Source organism: Pseudokordiimonas caeni, from assembly GCF_026719705.1.
Lineage (GTDB): Bacteria > Pseudomonadota > Alphaproteobacteria > Sphingomonadales > Kordiimonadaceae > Gimibacter > Gimibacter caeni.
In genome coordinates, this window is the sequence record NZ_JAPPRR010000001.1 from 1,654,146 (window position 1) to 1,670,139 (window position 15,994).

The following is a 15,994-nucleotide window of genomic DNA, read 5'->3' on the forward strand; positions in this document are numbered from 1 at the left end:
ATTTCAACTTGCGCGACACAAGCAGCAGACGCGAACGCATCATCGATATGTTGCGTCGTCAGGGGAGCGTTCAGGTCCTGACGCTGTCAGAAACCTTTGCCGTTTCAACGCAAACCATCCGCAAGGATCTGGAGTTTCTGGCCAAACGTGGAATTGCAACCCGGTCATACGGCGGCGCACTCCTGAATGACCGGCACGGCCCCCATAGCGAAGCGGCGCTTGAACTGAAACAGCAACGTCATACCGATGAAAAGGGCATGATCGGCAAACTGGCCGCGAGTTACATCAATGCTGGCGAAAGCGTGATCCTCGATTCCGGCACCACGACCTTCCAGATCGCCGCGAATATCGACAGCGATATGGAGATCGTGGTGGTGACAAATGATTTCGGCATCCTGTCGGAATTGACGCGCTGCGAGAAATTGCAGCTGATCATGCTGGGCGGCAGCCTGCGTCGCAAGAACATGGCCTTCTATGGCGCGCAGGCCGAATATGCGATGAAGAACATACTGATCGACAAGCTGTTTCTGGGCGTTGACGGCTTCCACATGGAAAAGGGTATCACCACCCATTTCGAGCCCGAAGCCTCGCTTAACCGCATGATGTGCCAGGCTGCGAACGAGGTGATCGTGGTGACCGACAGCTCGAAATTCGGTCGCATCTGCCTGCACAAGATCGCGGACCCCATCGGCATCACAAGGCTGATCACGGATTCGAACATCCCGCCAGAAATGGCGAGCCACCTGCGATCGCTCGGTGTTGATGTGGTGACAATCGACCGGCAAGAGGAATGACGAAACGCGCTTCAGCCCACCAGACGCTCGCTATCGTAGGCGAGAAACGATAATGCACTTTCATCCAACCGGACACCCGCGAGCCGGGCTGCATAGATTGCGGCACCAAGTGCTGGCGAGAAGCGCGGCACCGCAAGTTCATAGTGGCCGTAACGTTCAGCAAGGGCCAATTTGAACGGCTTGAAGACAATCTCGCCCGCCGCAAATACGCCGCCGGAATAGGAAACCGCCACCACCTGCCCTTCTTTGAACGCAAGGGTGCGGCGGGTGCTGTCCACGATATCGGCAAGCTCTGCCGCCGCTTCGTTGAAGATTCCCTGTGCGAGCAGGTCACCGGCCTCGGCTGCGATTGAAACTTCCTGACAAAGGGCCGCAATCCTGTTGCGCTCCCCCTTCCATTCGCCAAGCACCACGCCGGAGATATCGAGATCGCTCGCGCGGCCGAAATAGTCCCGAAAAATGGTGTAAAGCTGGGAGCGCGGCACGCGCCCGTCGCTCATCTTGGAGAAAAGCGCCAGGCCCGCCCGGCCAATCCAGTAGGCCGAACCTTCATCGCCGAAAAGCTCGCCCCAACCGCCGCAACGAGCCCCACGACCGGCGTTTTCGCCGTAGGTCATCGAGCCCGTACCCGCGATAATGTTGATCCCGTCCTGGCAGCAAAGCGAGCCCGCCCAGGCGTTGATCATGTCGTTGTCGCAGCGGTAATTGCCAAGCGGAAAGAGATCAATCGGCAGTGCATCAAGAAGCGGCGTCACCGCGCTGTCTTCGCCGTAGGTCGGTAGGCCAAAGAAGGCGTGGGTCACTTTGGCGAGCGGCACATGGGCACGCGCCAGCAAGGCCTTCACCCCCTGCTCCAGCACGGCCTTGGCACCGTCGAGCCCCACGCTCAGGTGCGAGCATGTGGCCGCCGTATGGGTGGCCAGAAGCCGGCCTTCGGCGCTTACCAGCGCAAAGGCCGTTTTCGTGCCGCCGCCATCAACACCAATATACACGCGCAACCCCTACCCGGCTTTGGAGACAGGCTTTGCCTCGCCCTTGCCGCGATGGTCGTGGATTGTGACGCCCTTGACAACCCGGTTCACAGTACCGGATGCGCTTGGGCTGTCCGGCGCATTGCCAAGCCGCAGCGCGCGGTAGAAAGCGTAAACCTGCGCGAACATGATGTAGGGGAAGAGAAGCAGCGAATCCTTTGCGCCTTCAAGGCCTTCAACCAGCATATAATCGCCGTTCGTCACCCGCGAGCAGGCCTCTGCCGTGACCGCGACAATCCGGCCGACCTCGCCGTCGCGGCGCAGCTCTTCCAGAAGGTCGAGATCATACTGCCGGGTGTAGGGGTCCGCCGACACGAACATCATCACCAGCGTCTGGTCGTTGATGATGGTCTTGGGGCCATGGCGGAAGCCAAGCGGGCTATCGTAGGTGGTGACAACCTCGCCGTCCGTCAGCTCCAGAAGCTTCAGTGATGCTTCGCGCGCCAACCCCTTGAAGCCTTTGCTGCCAAGATAGACGACCCGGGCGAAATCGTCGCCCGCCAGCGCCTCAAGACGGCCCGTGAAGGTTTCAAGCACAAAGCGACCGGCATCCGCCACCTGTGCGGCGGCACCCGCTTCCCGCACCAGCGGCGTGAAGGCATCAAGAGCTGCCAGCATCATTGAGGAGAAGCTCGAGGTCATCGCAAAGCTGCGGTCATGCGTTTGCTCAGGCAGCGCCAGCGCGAAGCAATTGTCACGTTTTTCGCACAGGGTGTAGAGCTCGCCCGAGGCATTACAGGTAATGACCAGATGATAGCTCTGGTTCAGGCACTGGTCAGCGAGCGCAACCGCTGCGACGCTTTCAGGACTGCTGCCCGATCGCCCGAAGGAAACAAGAAGGGTCGGCACGTCAGCCTGGAAATAGTCCTCGGGGCCGGAGACGAGATCAGTCGTCGCAATCGCCTCCACCCGCTTGCCAAGGGTTGAGGTCAATACCGGCTCGAGGCATTCACCGATGAAGGCAGAGGTGCCAGCACCTGTCAGGATGATGCGCAGGCGCGGATCGGCATGGAGCGGCTTCAGGAACGCATCCAAAGCGCCACGATTGGCAGCAAGCAGCGCGGCAGTTTCGAGCCACGCTTCGGGCTGCTGGGCAATTTCCTTCGCTGTCCAGAAGCCGTTTCGGTCCTTCAGCACGGATTCCGCGATATTCAGATACATCATGATTCAATGGTCTCCCCGACCTGGGCAGCGCCCGAATACATTTTCAGAACCGCTTCGATGCGGTGGATGATGAGATCTTCTGCCGAGTTGCGGATGCGCCCCTCGCGCACGGCCCAATATTCCTCGGGCATATACTGGCTGAGCATGGTCAAGGGCGGCGGCGAGGCCTTGAGATTGGCGATCAGGCGGCTGACGGCTTCCTCGACCTGCGGCTGCGCCCAGTAATAACGGATGCGGTCGCTGTAGGAATATTCGAGGTCCAGCCGCTGCTGCAGGCCGCTTTCGGCATAATATTTCCGCCAGTGAACGGGATTATCCTGCATGGCCTGCTGCACCGTGCGACGCACATGTGAGGCACCATTATCGCCGAGGAGCTCCCGTTCGATCGTATCGAGCGCAAGGATCGCCTCGCGCAGGGCATAGGTCAGCCCCGGCCCCACCTTCAGGATCGCGAAATGATCGCGCACCAAAGCCTTCAGAGCGGAGGGCGTCTGATAGTCGGTCGAGTGCGCCTCGAACACCATCGTGGGGTAACGCTCGATAAAGCGGCTGAGGCTGGTGGCGGCTTCCGGCACATAGTCGACCACCTTGTGATGGTCGAACTCGACACCCGGCTGCACCACAAGGCCGATCACACGAGGCCAGACAGCACCGAGGCCCGCGGCCTCGAACGCCCGCTGATGCTCCAGAATGGTGGCCTCTGCCGCCTCGGGCGAGGTAACCGCAAGGGTCTCAAGGTCTTCGGTCGCACCGCCCGGCACCGGCACTTCGGTGCCGATGATATAAACCGGCGGTTCGCCGCCCACATCCTTCCACGCCGCTTCCGCCACCGCGCACAGTCGCACGGCGCGGGACGCCACGATGGCATCGGTCAGCGGCACCGGGTCATCCGCGCAGGACATGGAGCAATCCAGATGGATCTTGCGGAAACCGGCGCGAACATACTGATCGATCATCACGTCAGATTTGGCCATGGCCTCGTCCGCCGCCAGATGCTGCCAGCAATTGGGGCCAAGGTGATCGCCGCCAAAGAGGATATCGGCCCGTTTGAAGCCAACCTGATCGGCAATCGCATGGACGCGCGCCACGAAATCAGCAGGGCGCATACCCGTATAGCCGCCGTCCTGATTGACCTGATTGGAAGTGGCCTCGATCAGTACCATGCTGTCGGTTGCCTCGCCGTGGCGAAGCGAGGCTTCGATCACCAGCGGATGGGCGGAACAGACGGAATAGATCCCGACCGGCGCCCCTTTCTTATGCGCGGACACAATATCCTGCATGACTTGCATTCTTAAACTCCTGCGACACCGAGCGGTGCGGCCGTCTGCCAGCCACCACGGGTGAAATCCGGTATATCGATACTGTTGCTGCGTGCCGCGACACTGGCGGCAGACAGGGGCCCGATGGCCGACCATGCAGCAGCGTCGTAAACGCTCTGGTCCAGCGGCTCGCCGTTCCGAAGGCACCAGATGAGCCGCCACATCATCACGAAATCCATGCCGCCATGCCCGCCGTGCTCGCTTGCGAGATCGGCTGTGGCACTCCAGAGCGGATGATCGAACCGCGCCTGCCACGGCGCCATGTCGGTTTGCCATTCGGGATGCTCGCCCTCCTCCCGCTCGAACGCATCAAGGGCGATGCGGTCGGGGAAACCGGCGAAGACGCCGGCCGTGCCCTGAATGAGATTGAGGCGGCTGTAGGGGCGCGCGGTTGTGGTGTCATGCTGCACCATGATGCTGCGGCCCTTCACCGTCTTGATCAGAGTGGTGTTTATGTCGCCCGCAATATAGTGCGCCTTGTTGCGGGCATGCGCGGGCCGGAATTCCGCCCTCGCATAGGCCGCACGGCCAAGGGCGGGCGAACTGACGGATGTCAGGTAATCGAACCGGTCACCCCGGTTGATATTCATATATTGCGCGATGGGGCCAAGCCCGTGGGTCGGATAGAGGTTCCCGTCCCGCGTGGTGTGCCACGGCGTGCGCCATGAGCCAGTGCCACGCTCGATATCCTTCATTTGCCAGCGCAGATCGTGGATATAGGCGCCTTCGCCGTGGGTCAGTTCGCCAAAGAGGCCCTGACGCACCATATTCAGCACCATCAGCTCCGACCGGCCATAGCAGCAGTTCTCTAACATCATGCAGTGCTTGCCGGTCGCCTCGGCGGTCTCCACCAGCTGCCAGCAGCCTTCCACTGTTTGCGCGGCGGGGACTTCAACAAAGGCATGTTTGCCGCTTTGCATCGTCTCCACCGCCATCGGCACGTGCCAGCGCCACGGCGTGGAAATAACTACGGCATCGATATCGTCCCGCGCGAGCAGGTCACGGTAGGCTTCCTCGCTGCCGGTGATCAGCACGGGGCGGTATCCCCGTGCGGCTTTGACGTGGGCCGCAGATTTCTCAAGCGCATCTTCATAGAGGTCGGCAATCGCCACGATGCGAACGCCATCAATCATTGTGAGGCTGCGGACATGTTCATAACCGCGGTCGCCCACGCCGATGAGCCCGATGCGCACTTCATCAAGCGACTTGGTTCGAAGGGCCGAGACATCCGTTCCCTTGGCGCGAGCCGGCATTGCCGTGGCCGCGACGGCACCGGCTGCCGCCACGCCCGCCAGAAACTGGCGGCGATTGGGCGAAAGGCGGGTCATGCCTTTTTCCCTTCAGGCAAGGATACAGCTTCGTCTTCAGGTTCTGCCGCCAGCAAGCCTGCGGCGAGAAGCGCAAGTACGATACCGGCCAGCCGGTAACCACCCGGCACCACACCGAGAAGAGCGAGCGAGAGGATCGCTGTTGTAAGCGGCGCGCCCGCGTTCGTCATGGGGGAGACGACCATTGCCTTGCCGAAACGGAAGGCATAGACGAGACACAGCGCACCGATGGAATTCAAGATCTGGATCATCGCGGCGAAGTACGGCCCGCCCATACCCCAGCCCCAGTCGATGGGGGCCGAGAAATCGGTCATCATCAGGGCGACGGGGATAAGCGCGAGGCCCGTGATCATCATGTAGAAGAAGATGCTTTCGGCATGCATGCTCTCGTTCGAAAGCTTCATGAAGAAGGCCTGCACACCCCACGCCCCAAGCACGATGAGCGCCATGGCATACCAGCCGCTGCCATAATCGCCCGCGCCTGCAGTGCCCGAATAATCGAAAAGCGGCAGGGCAACGAGCGCGAGGATGATGCCCAGAAGCCCGAGCTTCGTGGTGCGTTCTTTCAGGAAGAAGAAGGACAGCACGATGGTCACGATGGGCGACAGCGAGATCACCGGGAAGATCAGGTAAGCCGGGCCCGTTTTCACGGCATGGAACAGCACCATCTGCCCTCCGCTGCCCAGAAACCCGATGATGCAACCATAGACAATCGACCTTGCATCATACTGCAGTTGCCAGTTGATGCGGGAAAGCGCCCAAATCGCCGGGGGCACCATGGTCACCGCCCACACGCAGTATACGAGCGTTTCAGGGAAGCCATGCTCCGATGAGACACCGGCGAAGGCGCCCCACAGGCCCCAGAAAACCATGGTGACAAGCGCATAAAGGAGCCAGGGTTTGGAAGTCATCGTCAATCGTCTCCGCTGGCTTATTCAGCCGGCTTGCTGATACGCAGCACTTTGGCTTCGTGGCCGATCACTTCGACCGTGTAGGGGATGTCGTAGGTGCCTTTGTCCTCGTGATCCCAAAGGTCGCGGATAGCAGCCTTTGCCCAAGGCAGTCCCAGATCGCGCTTCCAGTTGATCGTCATGTCAGCCGTCGTGCCGTTGCGGTTGAGAAGGGCTACCGCCCAGCTGCCATCGGAAAGCTCGCGGGCATAAATCTCATAGTCGCCTTCATCGCGGACCTTCTCGGCCTGAAGCCCGAGCGGGTCCTGACTGATGGCGATCACCTCAGCGTTCGTGAGCGTTTCAAGCGTGTAAGGGTCGAGGTTGCGCACATCCGAGCCCACCAGAAGCGGCGACGCCAGCATGGCCCACAGGGAGAAGTGGGTGCGATATTCAACGTTCGACGCCCCCGCCCCGACAAGCTCCTTGCTCTTGCCGTCAAGACCGACGATCAGCATGTCGAAATCGTTCCACTGGCCCGGCTTGGCATAGCGGGAAAGCTCCACCCCGCGGTCGATCATGTCGAGCACATCGAAATAATATTGTTCACGGTTTTCGGGATAATCGAAATCGTCCGAAATATCCTGCCCGATGCGCCAGTGGTTGGCGCCGATGTCCCCGGCCCACTCCCAGATGTTGGTCCAGCCGCAATGGCAGGTGTGATAAACGATATCGCGTTTCTCGCTGATCAGTGCTTTCGACATTTTCAGGAAGTCGCGGCGCACCACGTCGGCCGGTTCCTTCACATGCGAGCAGCAGGCGTCGTATTTCAGGTGATCGATGCCCCACGAGGCGAACATGTCGGCGTCTTCGGCTTCATGGCCCGCACTGCCGGTGTAGCCCGCGCAAGTATCCTTGCCAGGGCCGGAATAGATGCCGAGCTTCATGCCATTCTTGTGAGCATAATCAGCCAGATACTTGATCCCGCGCGGGAATTTCTCAGGGTCATATTCAAGCGGATGATCCGCCCGGCTGCCCTTATAGCGCTGCCAGCCGTCATCCAGATTGACATAGACATAGCCCGCGTCGCGCATGCCGTTCTTGACCATCGCATCGATGGTCTCGATCACCAGCTGCTCGTTGATTTCCACACCAAAGCCGTTCCAGCTGCTCCAGCCCATGGGCGGGGTCTTGGCGAGGCCGTTGCTCATATTGAGCGCTTCGAAATGCGTCACCTTTTCAGGCGAAGCGGGCTCCGTGGCCGCAGACGGCAGCGCGCAAGCCAGCGCCATCAGCCCGGCCATGGTTCCTGCCTGTACTGCTTTCAGAAATGTCATCCTGTTGCTCCTGCTGATCTTTCAACGGGCGAACCGGCGCCGGGGCGCCGGTTCGGGAATTGGAAGGCGGCAGGCGTGAGGGTGGCTGCCACCGCGCGAGCCCTAGAAATTATAGCTCGCACCCAGGAAGAAGCTGCGCCCCCAGCTTTCAAAGCCGGAAACAAGACGCGGGTCGCCAAGATAGGAGCGTTCCTTCGCGTTCGTCAGGTTGTTGCCCTTGGCATAAATGTCGATATGGTCGGTCAGATGATAGCTGAGCGATGCGGACACCCAGGTGACAGCCTCACCCGTTGACGGCACGCCCTCAATCGGGCTGAACAGCGACACAATCGTCTTGCCGCTATAATCTGCCGAAATCATCGCCTCGAACTTGTCGTTCGCATAGATACCGGCAAGCGAATAGGCGTGCTTCGATACACCCTCGAGCCCTTCTTCAACCCCGCCGATCTTCGCCTTCGTATCCGTGTAGGTATAGTTGGCGATGATACCAAAACCGTTGTCGAAGAAATATTGAAGGCCGACCTCGAAGCCCTTCACCTTGGCGCTTTCGCCGTTCACCGGTGCTTCAACGTAAAACTCCTGACCGGCAATCGGCACGTCATAGCTTGCCTGTGATGTCACGAACCCGCTGATATCCTTCCAGAAGAGGGCACCGGTAAGGGCCGAACCTTCCTTGAAATACCATTCTACAGCCAGATCCATCTGGTTGGCCTTGATCGGCTTGAGGTCGACGTTGCCGTCCACATAAATCGAGAAGTCGCCGTCATAAGCATAGTCTTCGCGGGTGGGTGCCAACTGGTTGAGCGAGGGCCGCGCCATCGTTTTCGCGGCGGCGAAACGCAGGATCAGGTCTTCGCGCATCCAGTAACCGAAATTCATGCTGGGCAGGAACTTGGTGTAGCTGCCGCTGCCCGATTTCGGCACCGCTTCACTGTAGGTCACGTCATAGTGGCTAGTTGCCCCGCCGCTATCGACGAAGACAATGCTGGTGATTTCGTTCACCGCATAGTCGACGCTTGTTTTGGAGTGGATGAGCCGACCGCCGACGTTGGCAAACCAGTTGTCGCCTTCAAAATCGGCCTGCACATAACCGGCCCAGGTTTCTTCCTTTACGCCGTAGGATTTGACCGGGTTGCGCACCGGGGTCATCAGGTCCGAGTAATTTTCAGGATAGGTGATGCCGTTGATCGTCTGGCCGTCCGAGGCACGAAGGGCTGCCCAATAGGCATCCAGATCGAAGACAACAAATTCGCGCGGGAAATCACCGTCCACGCCGGACATGAAATTGTCGACCGGCAGCGGGCGCACCACATCCACCCCCACATCCCCGAAGGTGAAGGGATAATCGCAATAGTTACAGGCATTGTCGAGGTTATCGACGGTGTCGCGCTTCTTCGTGCGCTTGGTGTAAGCGCCGCCGAACTTGATGGCTGAAACCAGCCCCATATCCGGATTCGCTTCAAAATCGAGCGTCGAGCCGAAGACTTCATCATGCACATCGGTGCCGCCAAGCTCGGCCCAATGGACGCCGTAATCGTCGTTGCCAAGGTCGGCAAGGGAGCGGCCGTCTTCCAGTTCAATCGTAATGTTGGGCAGGCCATTCTCATTCAGGCTGAAATGGCCGGTATGATCGCCGGCAGCACCTGCCACCACCCAGCTATCCTTCCCGCCGGACAGGCGCTTGGCCTTGGAGTAGTAAATATCACCGACGGCGCGGAAGGATTCGTTGAAATCGTATTTGCCGTTCCAACCAACCTGATAGGTATCGACCACACGATGCTCCACCCGCGTGACCTGTTCAGGGACCAGCCCGTGTACGGTCATGCCGGTGACAAGGCCGTTGTCGATAACGATGTCGCTCCAGTTCCCGAACTCACCGGCGTCGCTTTCATCGTAATATTCTACATAGAAGGCTTCATTATAGCCGGATGCCGGGGAATCGAGCCGGGTAAAAAGGCCGTCCAGCGTCATTTCGAATTTGTCGTTCGGGCGGAACTGCAAGGCACCGGAGACCGCCCAGCGCTTTTTCTGCTCAAGCCAGGTCCCGATGGAGTAGCAGCACGGCGAGGTCAGCACGTCAGCGGAGCCAAGCTGGCCCTCCGCACCGATATCCGCGGCAGACGGCCAGTCCTGATTGAAATGCATTTCACCAAGGCCATCCGACCGCACGCTGCGGTCAGCGTAAGTGACGCCGAGCTGGACGCCCACCGTATCATCCTTGAAGGTCTGGCTGATCACGCCCGAAAACTTGTAGCCAAGGTCTTCCGACAGGCTGTTGTAATCGCCCTCGCCACGCACGGACGCGTTGAAGCCGGGACGATCCAGCGGGCGGGCAGAACGCAGGTTCACAGAGCCACCGATGCTGCCTTCAAGCGCGCTCGCAACCGGCGACTTGAGGACATCCGCTCCCGAAATCACTTCGGAGGGCAACACATCAAAGGCGAAGTCCCGGCCATCATCGTCCGTGGCCAGGATGCGGTTGTTCAGCGTTACAATGCTATATTGCGGCGGCAGGCCGCGCACGGTGACATATTGCCCTTCCCCACCGTGCCCGCGCGAGATGGTGATCCCGGTAATATGCTGCAGAGAGTCGGCGACGTTGGCATCCGGAAACTTGCCCAGTTCTTCCGCCGAAATGGAATCAAGCACACTGCGCGCTTCGCGCTTGGTCGCCAGCGACCGCTCAAGACTGGCGCGTTTGCCGGTTACGACGATTTCGTCAAAAACGGCATCCTCACCCCCACTGGCGGCTGGCGCATCCTGCGCCAGCAACGCCTGACTGAAAGCACCCATACCAAGGATGCCGCACAGGGCAGTCCTAGAAGCAAAAATCAAAGCTCGGTTCATCGCAATCCCCACCTGTTTCCGGTGTTTCCTGACATGGAGACCCTCTGACGTGCATTTGACCGTCTAACACGGCCCGCACAGCGCCTCCTCCCAGAAACGAATGGTAATGAAACATTCACGGAGCACAAACATTATCGCAATGAAACGTTATGAAATTTTAAAATGATACAAAATGAAATATTCATGCCTGCGATTGAAACACCGACACCACAAAAGCGCAATCGGAGGGTATGCAGAATGCCAGAGAATCAGCGGGTGCCCAAAGGCGGTCCTTCCTATATCCTTCCCGCAGCTAATTCACGAAACCGGACTTTGGGGACTGACTATATGAAACGATTGCTTTCCGGCATTCCTGTGCTTTTGATATCGGCAACGGTCGGGGCCGGAGCAGAACGGTCTCCCATGATTGATTTGCAACGCGATGTGCCCGGGATTGTCTGCGACGCGCGATACGCGGGCACGGAAAATTTCACCGGTCGGCCGCTGACCGGATATGAGAAGCCCGTGTGTCTCGGAACACCCGAACTCGCATCAGGCCTCGCTCATGCGCAGGCGTCGCTCGCCCCTTACGGCCTTAAACTGGTTATTTTCGATGCCTATCGGCCGCAGTCTGCGGTGGATGGGCTGGTCAAATGGGCGGCCGAAGAAAAAGACACCCTGCGCAAGGCCGACTATTATCCCGAGGTTTCGAAAGATCGCCTCATTCCGGACGGCTACATTGCCGCCAGATCAGGCCATTCCCGCGGCGGCACTGTGGACCTTTCCATCTCCGACAGCAAGACAGGCGCCTTGCTGGACATGGGCACGGGCTTCGACTTCTTCGGCCCCGCATCGGGCATTTCGGCGACAGGTCTTTCTGCACAGCAAAAGGCCAACAGGGCTTTGCTGGCCTCCGTGATGCAGGCTGCAGGCTTTGTCCCCTACGAGGCCGAGTGGTGGCACTTCCGCCTGAAAGACGAACCCTGGCCCGATACCTATTTCGATACGCCGGTAAGGTAGAAGGCTACGCCAGGCGTCAAAAGCATGACCTCACAATCGCCTCAAATGGAACACAAAAACCAGATGCCACAAAATTCGAAGGTCAAATAATATTGTGCGATATCAATTAAATAATTGAATCTTACTCACCATTGAATCCGAGAAATTTTTCACGAGAACTTGGCGCACAAATTCTCTGTCACGTATTCTGCATAAAAGCAGGCATTGAACTTTTCACCCTAGGACGGTGCTGCATACAGATAGGCAAGGACGAACACCAGCAGCGCCGCGCCGACCACCCAGTAATAGCGCCGCCGCTTTTTCTTCGTATCGAACACCACCTCAGCTTGCCGGGCTTCGGTTGGCTGCAGTTTCGGCGCGCCTTCACTGGTGGTTTCGAAGGGCTTCTTGTCGGGCTTGTGCTCTGGTGTGGTCATGGCCGGTCACTGCTCCTGATTGCTGAACCGGATTAACGCCTGACCCGCGTGCCAGTTCCCCGGCGAAAGGGAACCGGGCCCGGCCCCGCAGCGTTATTTTCAGCTAGAAATGCCTGGTTCGAGGCGGGAGCTGAAATCCGATGCCCACATTCTCCATACTGCCCTTCTTGCCGCTGCTGCTGTTGCTGGCGTGGCCGTATGTGCAGAAGGTGAAACACGAGGATACCAAGCCCCTCGCTGCTTTTCTGGTATTCACCAGCATCCTGATCCTGATCACCTCGGCCATCTATTATGTCGCCCTCTGGGTCACGATATGGATGGCCCCTGCCGAAGCGCAGCAAGTACCTGCCTTTGGTGGATGGCTGCTCGCCCTGATCAGCCTGATGGGCTTCCTTTTCGCCTTCTGGATTGCTGATCGCATCGTGCGCCGCCGGCCACGGCATAGAAGGCCGCCGAACTGAGCATCAAACCCTTGCAAACGCACTGAGGAGTGAAGCCATGATTTCCCGATCCGACCTGCAATCCATCATCCTTGCAACGCCTGACGCTGCCGTTTCGCTTTTCATGCCGGTTTATCAGGCACCACCCGAGGACAGGCAGAATCCCATTCGCCTGCAGAATCTCATGCGGGAAGCCGAGAAAAAACTGAAGGAACGGGACGTCAATCCTGACGCCCTGATCGCCCCGGCAATGAAAAGGATCAAGGACGACAACATACTGGCCGAGCCTGACACACGCGGCCTCGCCCTCTTCTTCTCGCGGTCGGATTTCCAGCATTTTTCCGTCCCCCGGGAAGTGGGGGAGCGGGTGTTTGTCTGCGAACGCTATGTCATCCGCCCGCTGCTGCCGTTTCTGGAGCAAGGCGGGCAATATTTCCTGATCGGCGTCACCCAGCAGAATTCCACCCTTTATTGCGGTGACAATAGCGGTATCGCCGTCTGGAAACGTGACGTACGGGAAGAGACGTTGAAGGAAATTCGCGAACGGACCGAACTGCCCGCTGATGTGGGTTTCCACCCGTCCGGCACCGCAACCCGCGGCGGCAAACCGGCCGCCCGGTTCCACGCACAAGGCGACAGCCCCGAGGACTATAAGCAGATCCAGCTTGACCAGTTTGTGGCCGGTGTCGCCCGCCAGACGGACCGTATCCTGAAGGACGAAACCGCGCCGCTTGTGGTCATTGCCGATCCGACCATGCTCGGGCTCTTCCGCAAGCATTGCACCTATCAGGGCCTGGAAAACGAAGGCATCGACAAATCCCCTGAAGACAAGAGCCTTGCCGAATTGCACGCGGAAGCATGGCCCATCGCCGACAAAGCCATCAACTGGCAGAAGCGCGAGGAGATTTCACGTGTTCTCGCCAATGTCGGGCGCGGCGACGACAGGGCCATTCTCAATCAGGATGAAATCTTGAAACGAGCCCGCGAAGGCCGGGTCGACACCCTGCTGCTGGCGGCCGACCGGCTGGAATCAATGGACCGGGCCAACCGGGATATGGGTGACCTTCTGGCGCGCGAGACACTCTCGCACGGTGGCAATACATTTCTTGTGAAAGCGGCGGACCTGCCGGGCAAGGCCGCGGTTGCGGCCCTTGTCCGGCACTAGGTCAGGTCGATCATTAGCCAAAACGGAAAGAAGTGTCAGGCGAGTTTGCTGCCGCCCTTGTGTCTGGCGCTTTCTTCCACCAGTTCAGGATCAAGTTCGCGCAGCGCCTCCAGAATATCGTGAAGATCAAGCTGTTCGCCGTCACCGAGATTTTCCTCGGTGGCGACGGCAAGGTCTCGGGCATCATGCTCCATGGTGCGCAGTACACGGATTTTTTCATCCTTGCTGAGGATAGGACTGCGAACCACATCGATCGGCGCCTTGAAATAAAGTGCGGGGTCACGAAGAACGTCCGCCATTTTCTCTTTCGTAAATTTCCCGGACATCGGCCCGTCCGTTCATTTCGCAAGCAGTGATCGAAGCATCCAGGCTGCTTCTTCATGCGCACCGACGCGGGCAATCAGCATGTCCGCCGTATAGACATCGTCCACTTCCTCGGCGGCCGCAACGGCGCGGCGCATGCGATCAGCGATCTTTTCATTCGCGGTGACGAGATCCTGCAGCATCTTTTCAGCGGAAGATGCTACGGGTGCACTCGTCAGGATCGACAGCTCCTCGAATTCCTTGAAGCTTGCGGGGGCAACGTGGCCGATGGCGCGGATGCGCTCGGCGATGCTGTCGGTTGCCTTGGCAAGGGCCTTATACTGCTTGTCGGTCAGCTTATGCAGGCTGTAGAAAAGCGGCCCGACCACGTTCCAGTGGGCGCCTTGCGTCTGCAAATACAGGATATAGGTGTCCGCAATCGCATGCGAAAGATAGCGCGCGAGCTTCCCGGTATCCCGGTCGGCAATACCGGAGCCGATCGTTTCTTCATGCGGTTTGGGTTTGAGGACCGTCGGTGTCTTGCTCATCTCTACAGCTCCTTTTCTGTCTTCCATCAGACAACGTCCATCCCCGGCAGCGGTTCCCTCAATTTGACAGGCTATGCCCGCGCAGGCGGGCGACGCGCTCAAGCTCGCGGATCGCCAGGGCGTGGCAAGCAACCCTCAGATCCACTTCACTTTTCTCGTGAAGGCGCCAGGCGCGCTCGCTTGCCTGCTCGATGATTTCGTCGAGGCGCTGTTCGACAATTGTGGCGATCACTTCCTTGCCCGCCTTCCCGGCAAGCCATTCATGATAGGACGCAACCACCCCGCCCGCATTGGCGAGGATATCCGGAATAACCCTGATCCCGCGCTTGGCCAGCAGCTTGTCGGCATCATCGCAGACCGCCGAGTTGGCGAGTTCCAGGATGACCTTCGCCTCGACCTTGCCTGCCACTTCCTTCGTCACCTGATGGCCGGTTGCTGCAGGGACAAGAAGATCGCAGTCAACGCCGAGAATAACGTCGCGGTCGTGCCACTCGGCGTCCATTTCGCCTTTGAAGTTGCTGAGCCTGCCACGTTCGGGCTTCAGCTCCAGAAGCTTGTCGACATCGAGGCCTTTCTTGTTCAGAAGGCAACCCGAAGAGTCGCTGACTGCCACGATCTGGAATCCGTTCTTGCCGAGCCGCCTCGCCATTTCGCCGCCAACCTTGCCAAGCCCCTGAATGGCGATACGCATCCCGTCTATATCAAGGCCGCATTTCGTCCCGAGCGTTTCGAGAACGCGCATGCCGCCTCGCGCAGTGGCACCCTCGCGGAGCTTCAGGCCGCCAAAAAGCGGCGGCTTGCCCGTCACGATATGGGGTACCGAACGGCCTTTGATCATTTCATATTCGTCCCGGAATAGCGCCATTTCAGCTTCGCCATTGCCCATGTCCGGGGCAGGGATATCTTTGTCAGGGCCGATATAATCAGCGTAAGCCTTGACCCATTCGCGGCAAAGCCGTTCGCGTTCCTTGTCAGACAGGGTCGAAGGATCAACCTGCACGCCGCCTTTGGCGCCCCCCATGGGCAGCGCGACAAGGGCAGACTTCAGCGTCATCAGAAACGCCAGGTTCTTCACTTCCTCCTCGCCCACTTTCGGGTGAAAGCGCACGCCGCCCTTGGCCGGACCCAGCAGGAAGGAGTGCTGGCAACGCCAGCTTGGCAGATACTCGAAAGTGCCGTCGTCACGATCAAGCCGCAGCCGTCGCGCGATCAAGACTTCAGGAATTTTCAGTCCATCAAGGAAGGTGGGGTCGATATCGAAAAGCGAAGCAACCGCTTTCAGGCGGCTGTGGTCGGGGAAAGGGCCTTTCATCCAGTGTCTCCTGTCGAGGATCAAACGGACGACACGGCGCGCCCGGGTTTCGAACCATCAACGATTTCAGGAGACTAGAGGTTCCGGCAGGGACTGTGCCC

At 59.1% G+C, this 15,994-nt stretch carries 15 protein-coding genes; 4 read left to right on the top strand and 11 right to left on the bottom strand.

All coding sequences use genetic code 11. The annotated features are described in order from the left end of the window. The first annotated feature begins 8 nt into the window (after positions 1-8). Entirely contained in the window at positions 9-794 is a 786-nt protein-coding gene (agaR, locus tag OU694_RS07475; protein WP_308910354.1) for a transcriptional repressor AgaR, read from the top strand. A gap of 11 nt (positions 795-805) precedes the next feature. Here the strand turns inward: agaR and OU694_RS07480 are convergent, their stop codons facing one another. The 7 genes from OU694_RS07480 to OU694_RS07510 form a co-directional block, all read right to left on the bottom strand. Beyond that, positions 806-1,786 carry a BadF/BadG/BcrA/BcrD ATPase family protein gene (locus tag OU694_RS07480; RefSeq protein WP_308910355.1) on the bottom strand — a complete coding sequence of 327 codons (981 nt, stop codon included), beginning with the start codon at positions 1,784-1,786 and terminating at the stop codon, positions 806-808. 9 nt (positions 1,787-1,795) lie between these two features. Next, on the bottom strand, positions 1,796-2,989 hold the full coding sequence (locus OU694_RS07485; RefSeq protein ID WP_308910356.1) for an SIS domain-containing protein: 1,194 nt from the start codon (positions 2,987-2,989) through the stop codon (positions 1,796-1,798). Next, the gene (locus tag OU694_RS07490) at positions 2,986-4,278 is read right to left on the bottom strand and encodes a D-tagatose-bisphosphate aldolase, class II, non-catalytic subunit (RefSeq protein WP_308910357.1); all 1,293 of its coding nucleotides are present in this window, start codon (positions 4,276-4,278) and stop codon (positions 2,986-2,988) included. Before OU694_RS07490 ends, OU694_RS07485 begins: the two co-directional genes overlap by 4 nt. A 2-nt stretch (positions 4,279-4,280) precedes the next feature. Then, complete coding sequence (locus OU694_RS07495; RefSeq protein ID WP_308910358.1) at positions 4,281-5,636, bottom strand: Gfo/Idh/MocA family protein; 1,356 nt, start codon at positions 5,634-5,636, stop codon at positions 4,281-4,283. Next, positions 5,633-6,547 carry an EamA family transporter gene (locus OU694_RS07500; protein ID WP_308910359.1) on the bottom strand — a complete coding sequence of 305 codons (915 nt, stop codon included), beginning with the start codon at positions 6,545-6,547 and terminating at the stop codon, positions 5,633-5,635. Before OU694_RS07500 ends, OU694_RS07495 begins: the two co-directional genes overlap by 4 nt. Positions 6,548-6,567: 20 nt before the next feature. Then, a complete protein-coding gene (locus OU694_RS07505) occupies positions 6,568-7,863 on the bottom strand; it encodes a glycoside hydrolase family 27 protein (RefSeq protein ID WP_308910360.1) in 1,296 nt (431 codons plus the stop codon). 102 nt (positions 7,864-7,965) lie between these two features. After that, a complete protein-coding gene (locus OU694_RS07510) occupies positions 7,966-10,710 on the bottom strand; it encodes a TonB-dependent receptor (RefSeq protein WP_308910361.1) in 2,745 nt (914 codons plus the stop codon). A 237-nt stretch (positions 10,711-10,947) separates the two neighbouring features. Between OU694_RS07510 and OU694_RS07515 the strand changes: the two genes are divergently transcribed. Next, complete coding sequence (locus OU694_RS07515) at positions 10,948-11,709, top strand: M15 family metallopeptidase (protein ID WP_308910362.1); 762 nt, start codon at positions 10,948-10,950, stop codon at positions 11,707-11,709. A gap of 218 nt (positions 11,710-11,927) precedes the next feature. Here OU694_RS07515 and OU694_RS07520 read toward each other — a convergent pair whose 3' ends face one another. Further along, the gene (locus OU694_RS07520) at positions 11,928-12,125 is read right to left on the bottom strand and encodes a hypothetical protein (RefSeq protein WP_308910363.1); all 198 of its coding nucleotides are present in this window, start codon (positions 12,123-12,125) and stop codon (positions 11,928-11,930) included. Between the two features lie 140 nt (positions 12,126-12,265). On the opposite strand from OU694_RS07520, the gene OU694_RS07525 reads away from it, so the two are divergent. Next, positions 12,266-12,586, top strand: coding sequence for a hypothetical protein (locus tag OU694_RS07525; protein WP_308910364.1), 321 nt, complete (start codon positions 12,266-12,268; stop codon positions 12,584-12,586). Positions 12,587-12,623: 37 nt separating this feature from the next. Beyond that, positions 12,624-13,730, top strand: a complete 1,107-nt coding sequence (locus OU694_RS07530; protein ID WP_308910365.1) for a baeRF3 domain-containing protein — start codon at positions 12,624-12,626, stop codon at positions 13,728-13,730. 35 nt (positions 13,731-13,765) lie between these two features. Here the strand turns inward: OU694_RS07530 and OU694_RS07535 are convergent, their stop codons facing one another. From OU694_RS07535 to OU694_RS07545, 3 genes are read right to left on the bottom strand one after another with little or no spacing between them, the layout of a single operon-like run. Then, positions 13,766-14,029, bottom strand: a complete 264-nt coding sequence (locus tag OU694_RS07535) for a hypothetical protein (protein WP_308910366.1) — start codon at positions 14,027-14,029, stop codon at positions 13,766-13,768. 39 nt (positions 14,030-14,068) lie between these two features. Further along, positions 14,069-14,581, bottom strand: coding sequence for a Dps family protein (locus OU694_RS07540; RefSeq protein ID WP_308910367.1), 513 nt, complete (start codon positions 14,579-14,581; stop codon positions 14,069-14,071). Positions 14,582-14,639: 58 nt separating this feature from the next. After that, positions 14,640-15,893 (bottom strand): Glu/Leu/Phe/Val family dehydrogenase, encoded by a 1,254-nt coding sequence (locus OU694_RS07545; RefSeq protein ID WP_308910368.1) that lies wholly within the window; start codon positions 15,891-15,893, stop codon positions 14,640-14,642. Positions 15,894-15,994 lie beyond the last annotated feature (101 nt).

What these genes read in the sequence shown, in the direction of transcription:
- OU694_RS07485 (WP_308910356.1), bottom strand. Translation starts at nt 2,989, where the DNA reads ATGATGTATCTGAATATCGCGGAATCCGTGCTGAAGGACCGAAACGGC.
- OU694_RS07490 (WP_308910357.1), bottom strand. Translation starts at nt 4,278, where the DNA reads ATGCAAGTCATGCAGGATATTGTGTCCGCGCATAAGAAAGGGGCGCCG.
- OU694_RS07495 (WP_308910358.1), bottom strand. Translation starts at nt 5,636, where the DNA reads ATGACCCGCCTTTCGCCCAATCGCCGCCAGTTTCTGGCGGGCGTGGCG.
- OU694_RS07500 (WP_308910359.1), bottom strand. Translation starts at nt 6,547, where the DNA reads ATGACTTCCAAACCCTGGCTCCTTTATGCGCTTGTCACCATGGTTTTC.
- OU694_RS07505 (WP_308910360.1), bottom strand. Translation starts at nt 7,863, where the DNA reads ATGACATTTCTGAAAGCAGTACAGGCAGGAACCATGGCCGGGCTGATG.
- OU694_RS07510 (WP_308910361.1), bottom strand. Translation starts at nt 10,710, where the DNA reads ATGAACCGAGCTTTGATTTTTGCTTCTAGGACTGCCCTGTGCGGCATC.
- OU694_RS07515 (WP_308910362.1), top strand. Translation starts at nt 10,948, where the DNA reads ATGCCAGAGAATCAGCGGGTGCCCAAAGGCGGTCCTTCCTATATCCTT.
- OU694_RS07520 (WP_308910363.1), bottom strand. Translation starts at nt 12,125, where the DNA reads ATGACCACACCAGAGCACAAGCCCGACAAGAAGCCCTTCGAAACCACC.
- OU694_RS07525 (WP_308910364.1), top strand. Translation starts at nt 12,266, where the DNA reads ATGCCCACATTCTCCATACTGCCCTTCTTGCCGCTGCTGCTGTTGCTG.
- OU694_RS07530 (WP_308910365.1), top strand. Translation starts at nt 12,624, where the DNA reads ATGATTTCCCGATCCGACCTGCAATCCATCATCCTTGCAACGCCTGAC.
- OU694_RS07535 (WP_308910366.1), bottom strand. Translation starts at nt 14,029, where the DNA reads ATGGCGGACGTTCTTCGTGACCCCGCACTTTATTTCAAGGCGCCGATC.
- OU694_RS07540 (WP_308910367.1), bottom strand. Translation starts at nt 14,581, where the DNA reads ATGAGCAAGACACCGACGGTCCTCAAACCCAAACCGCATGAAGAAACG.
- OU694_RS07545 (WP_308910368.1), bottom strand. Translation starts at nt 15,893, where the DNA reads ATGAAAGGCCCTTTCCCCGACCACAGCCGCCTGAAAGCGGTTGCTTCG.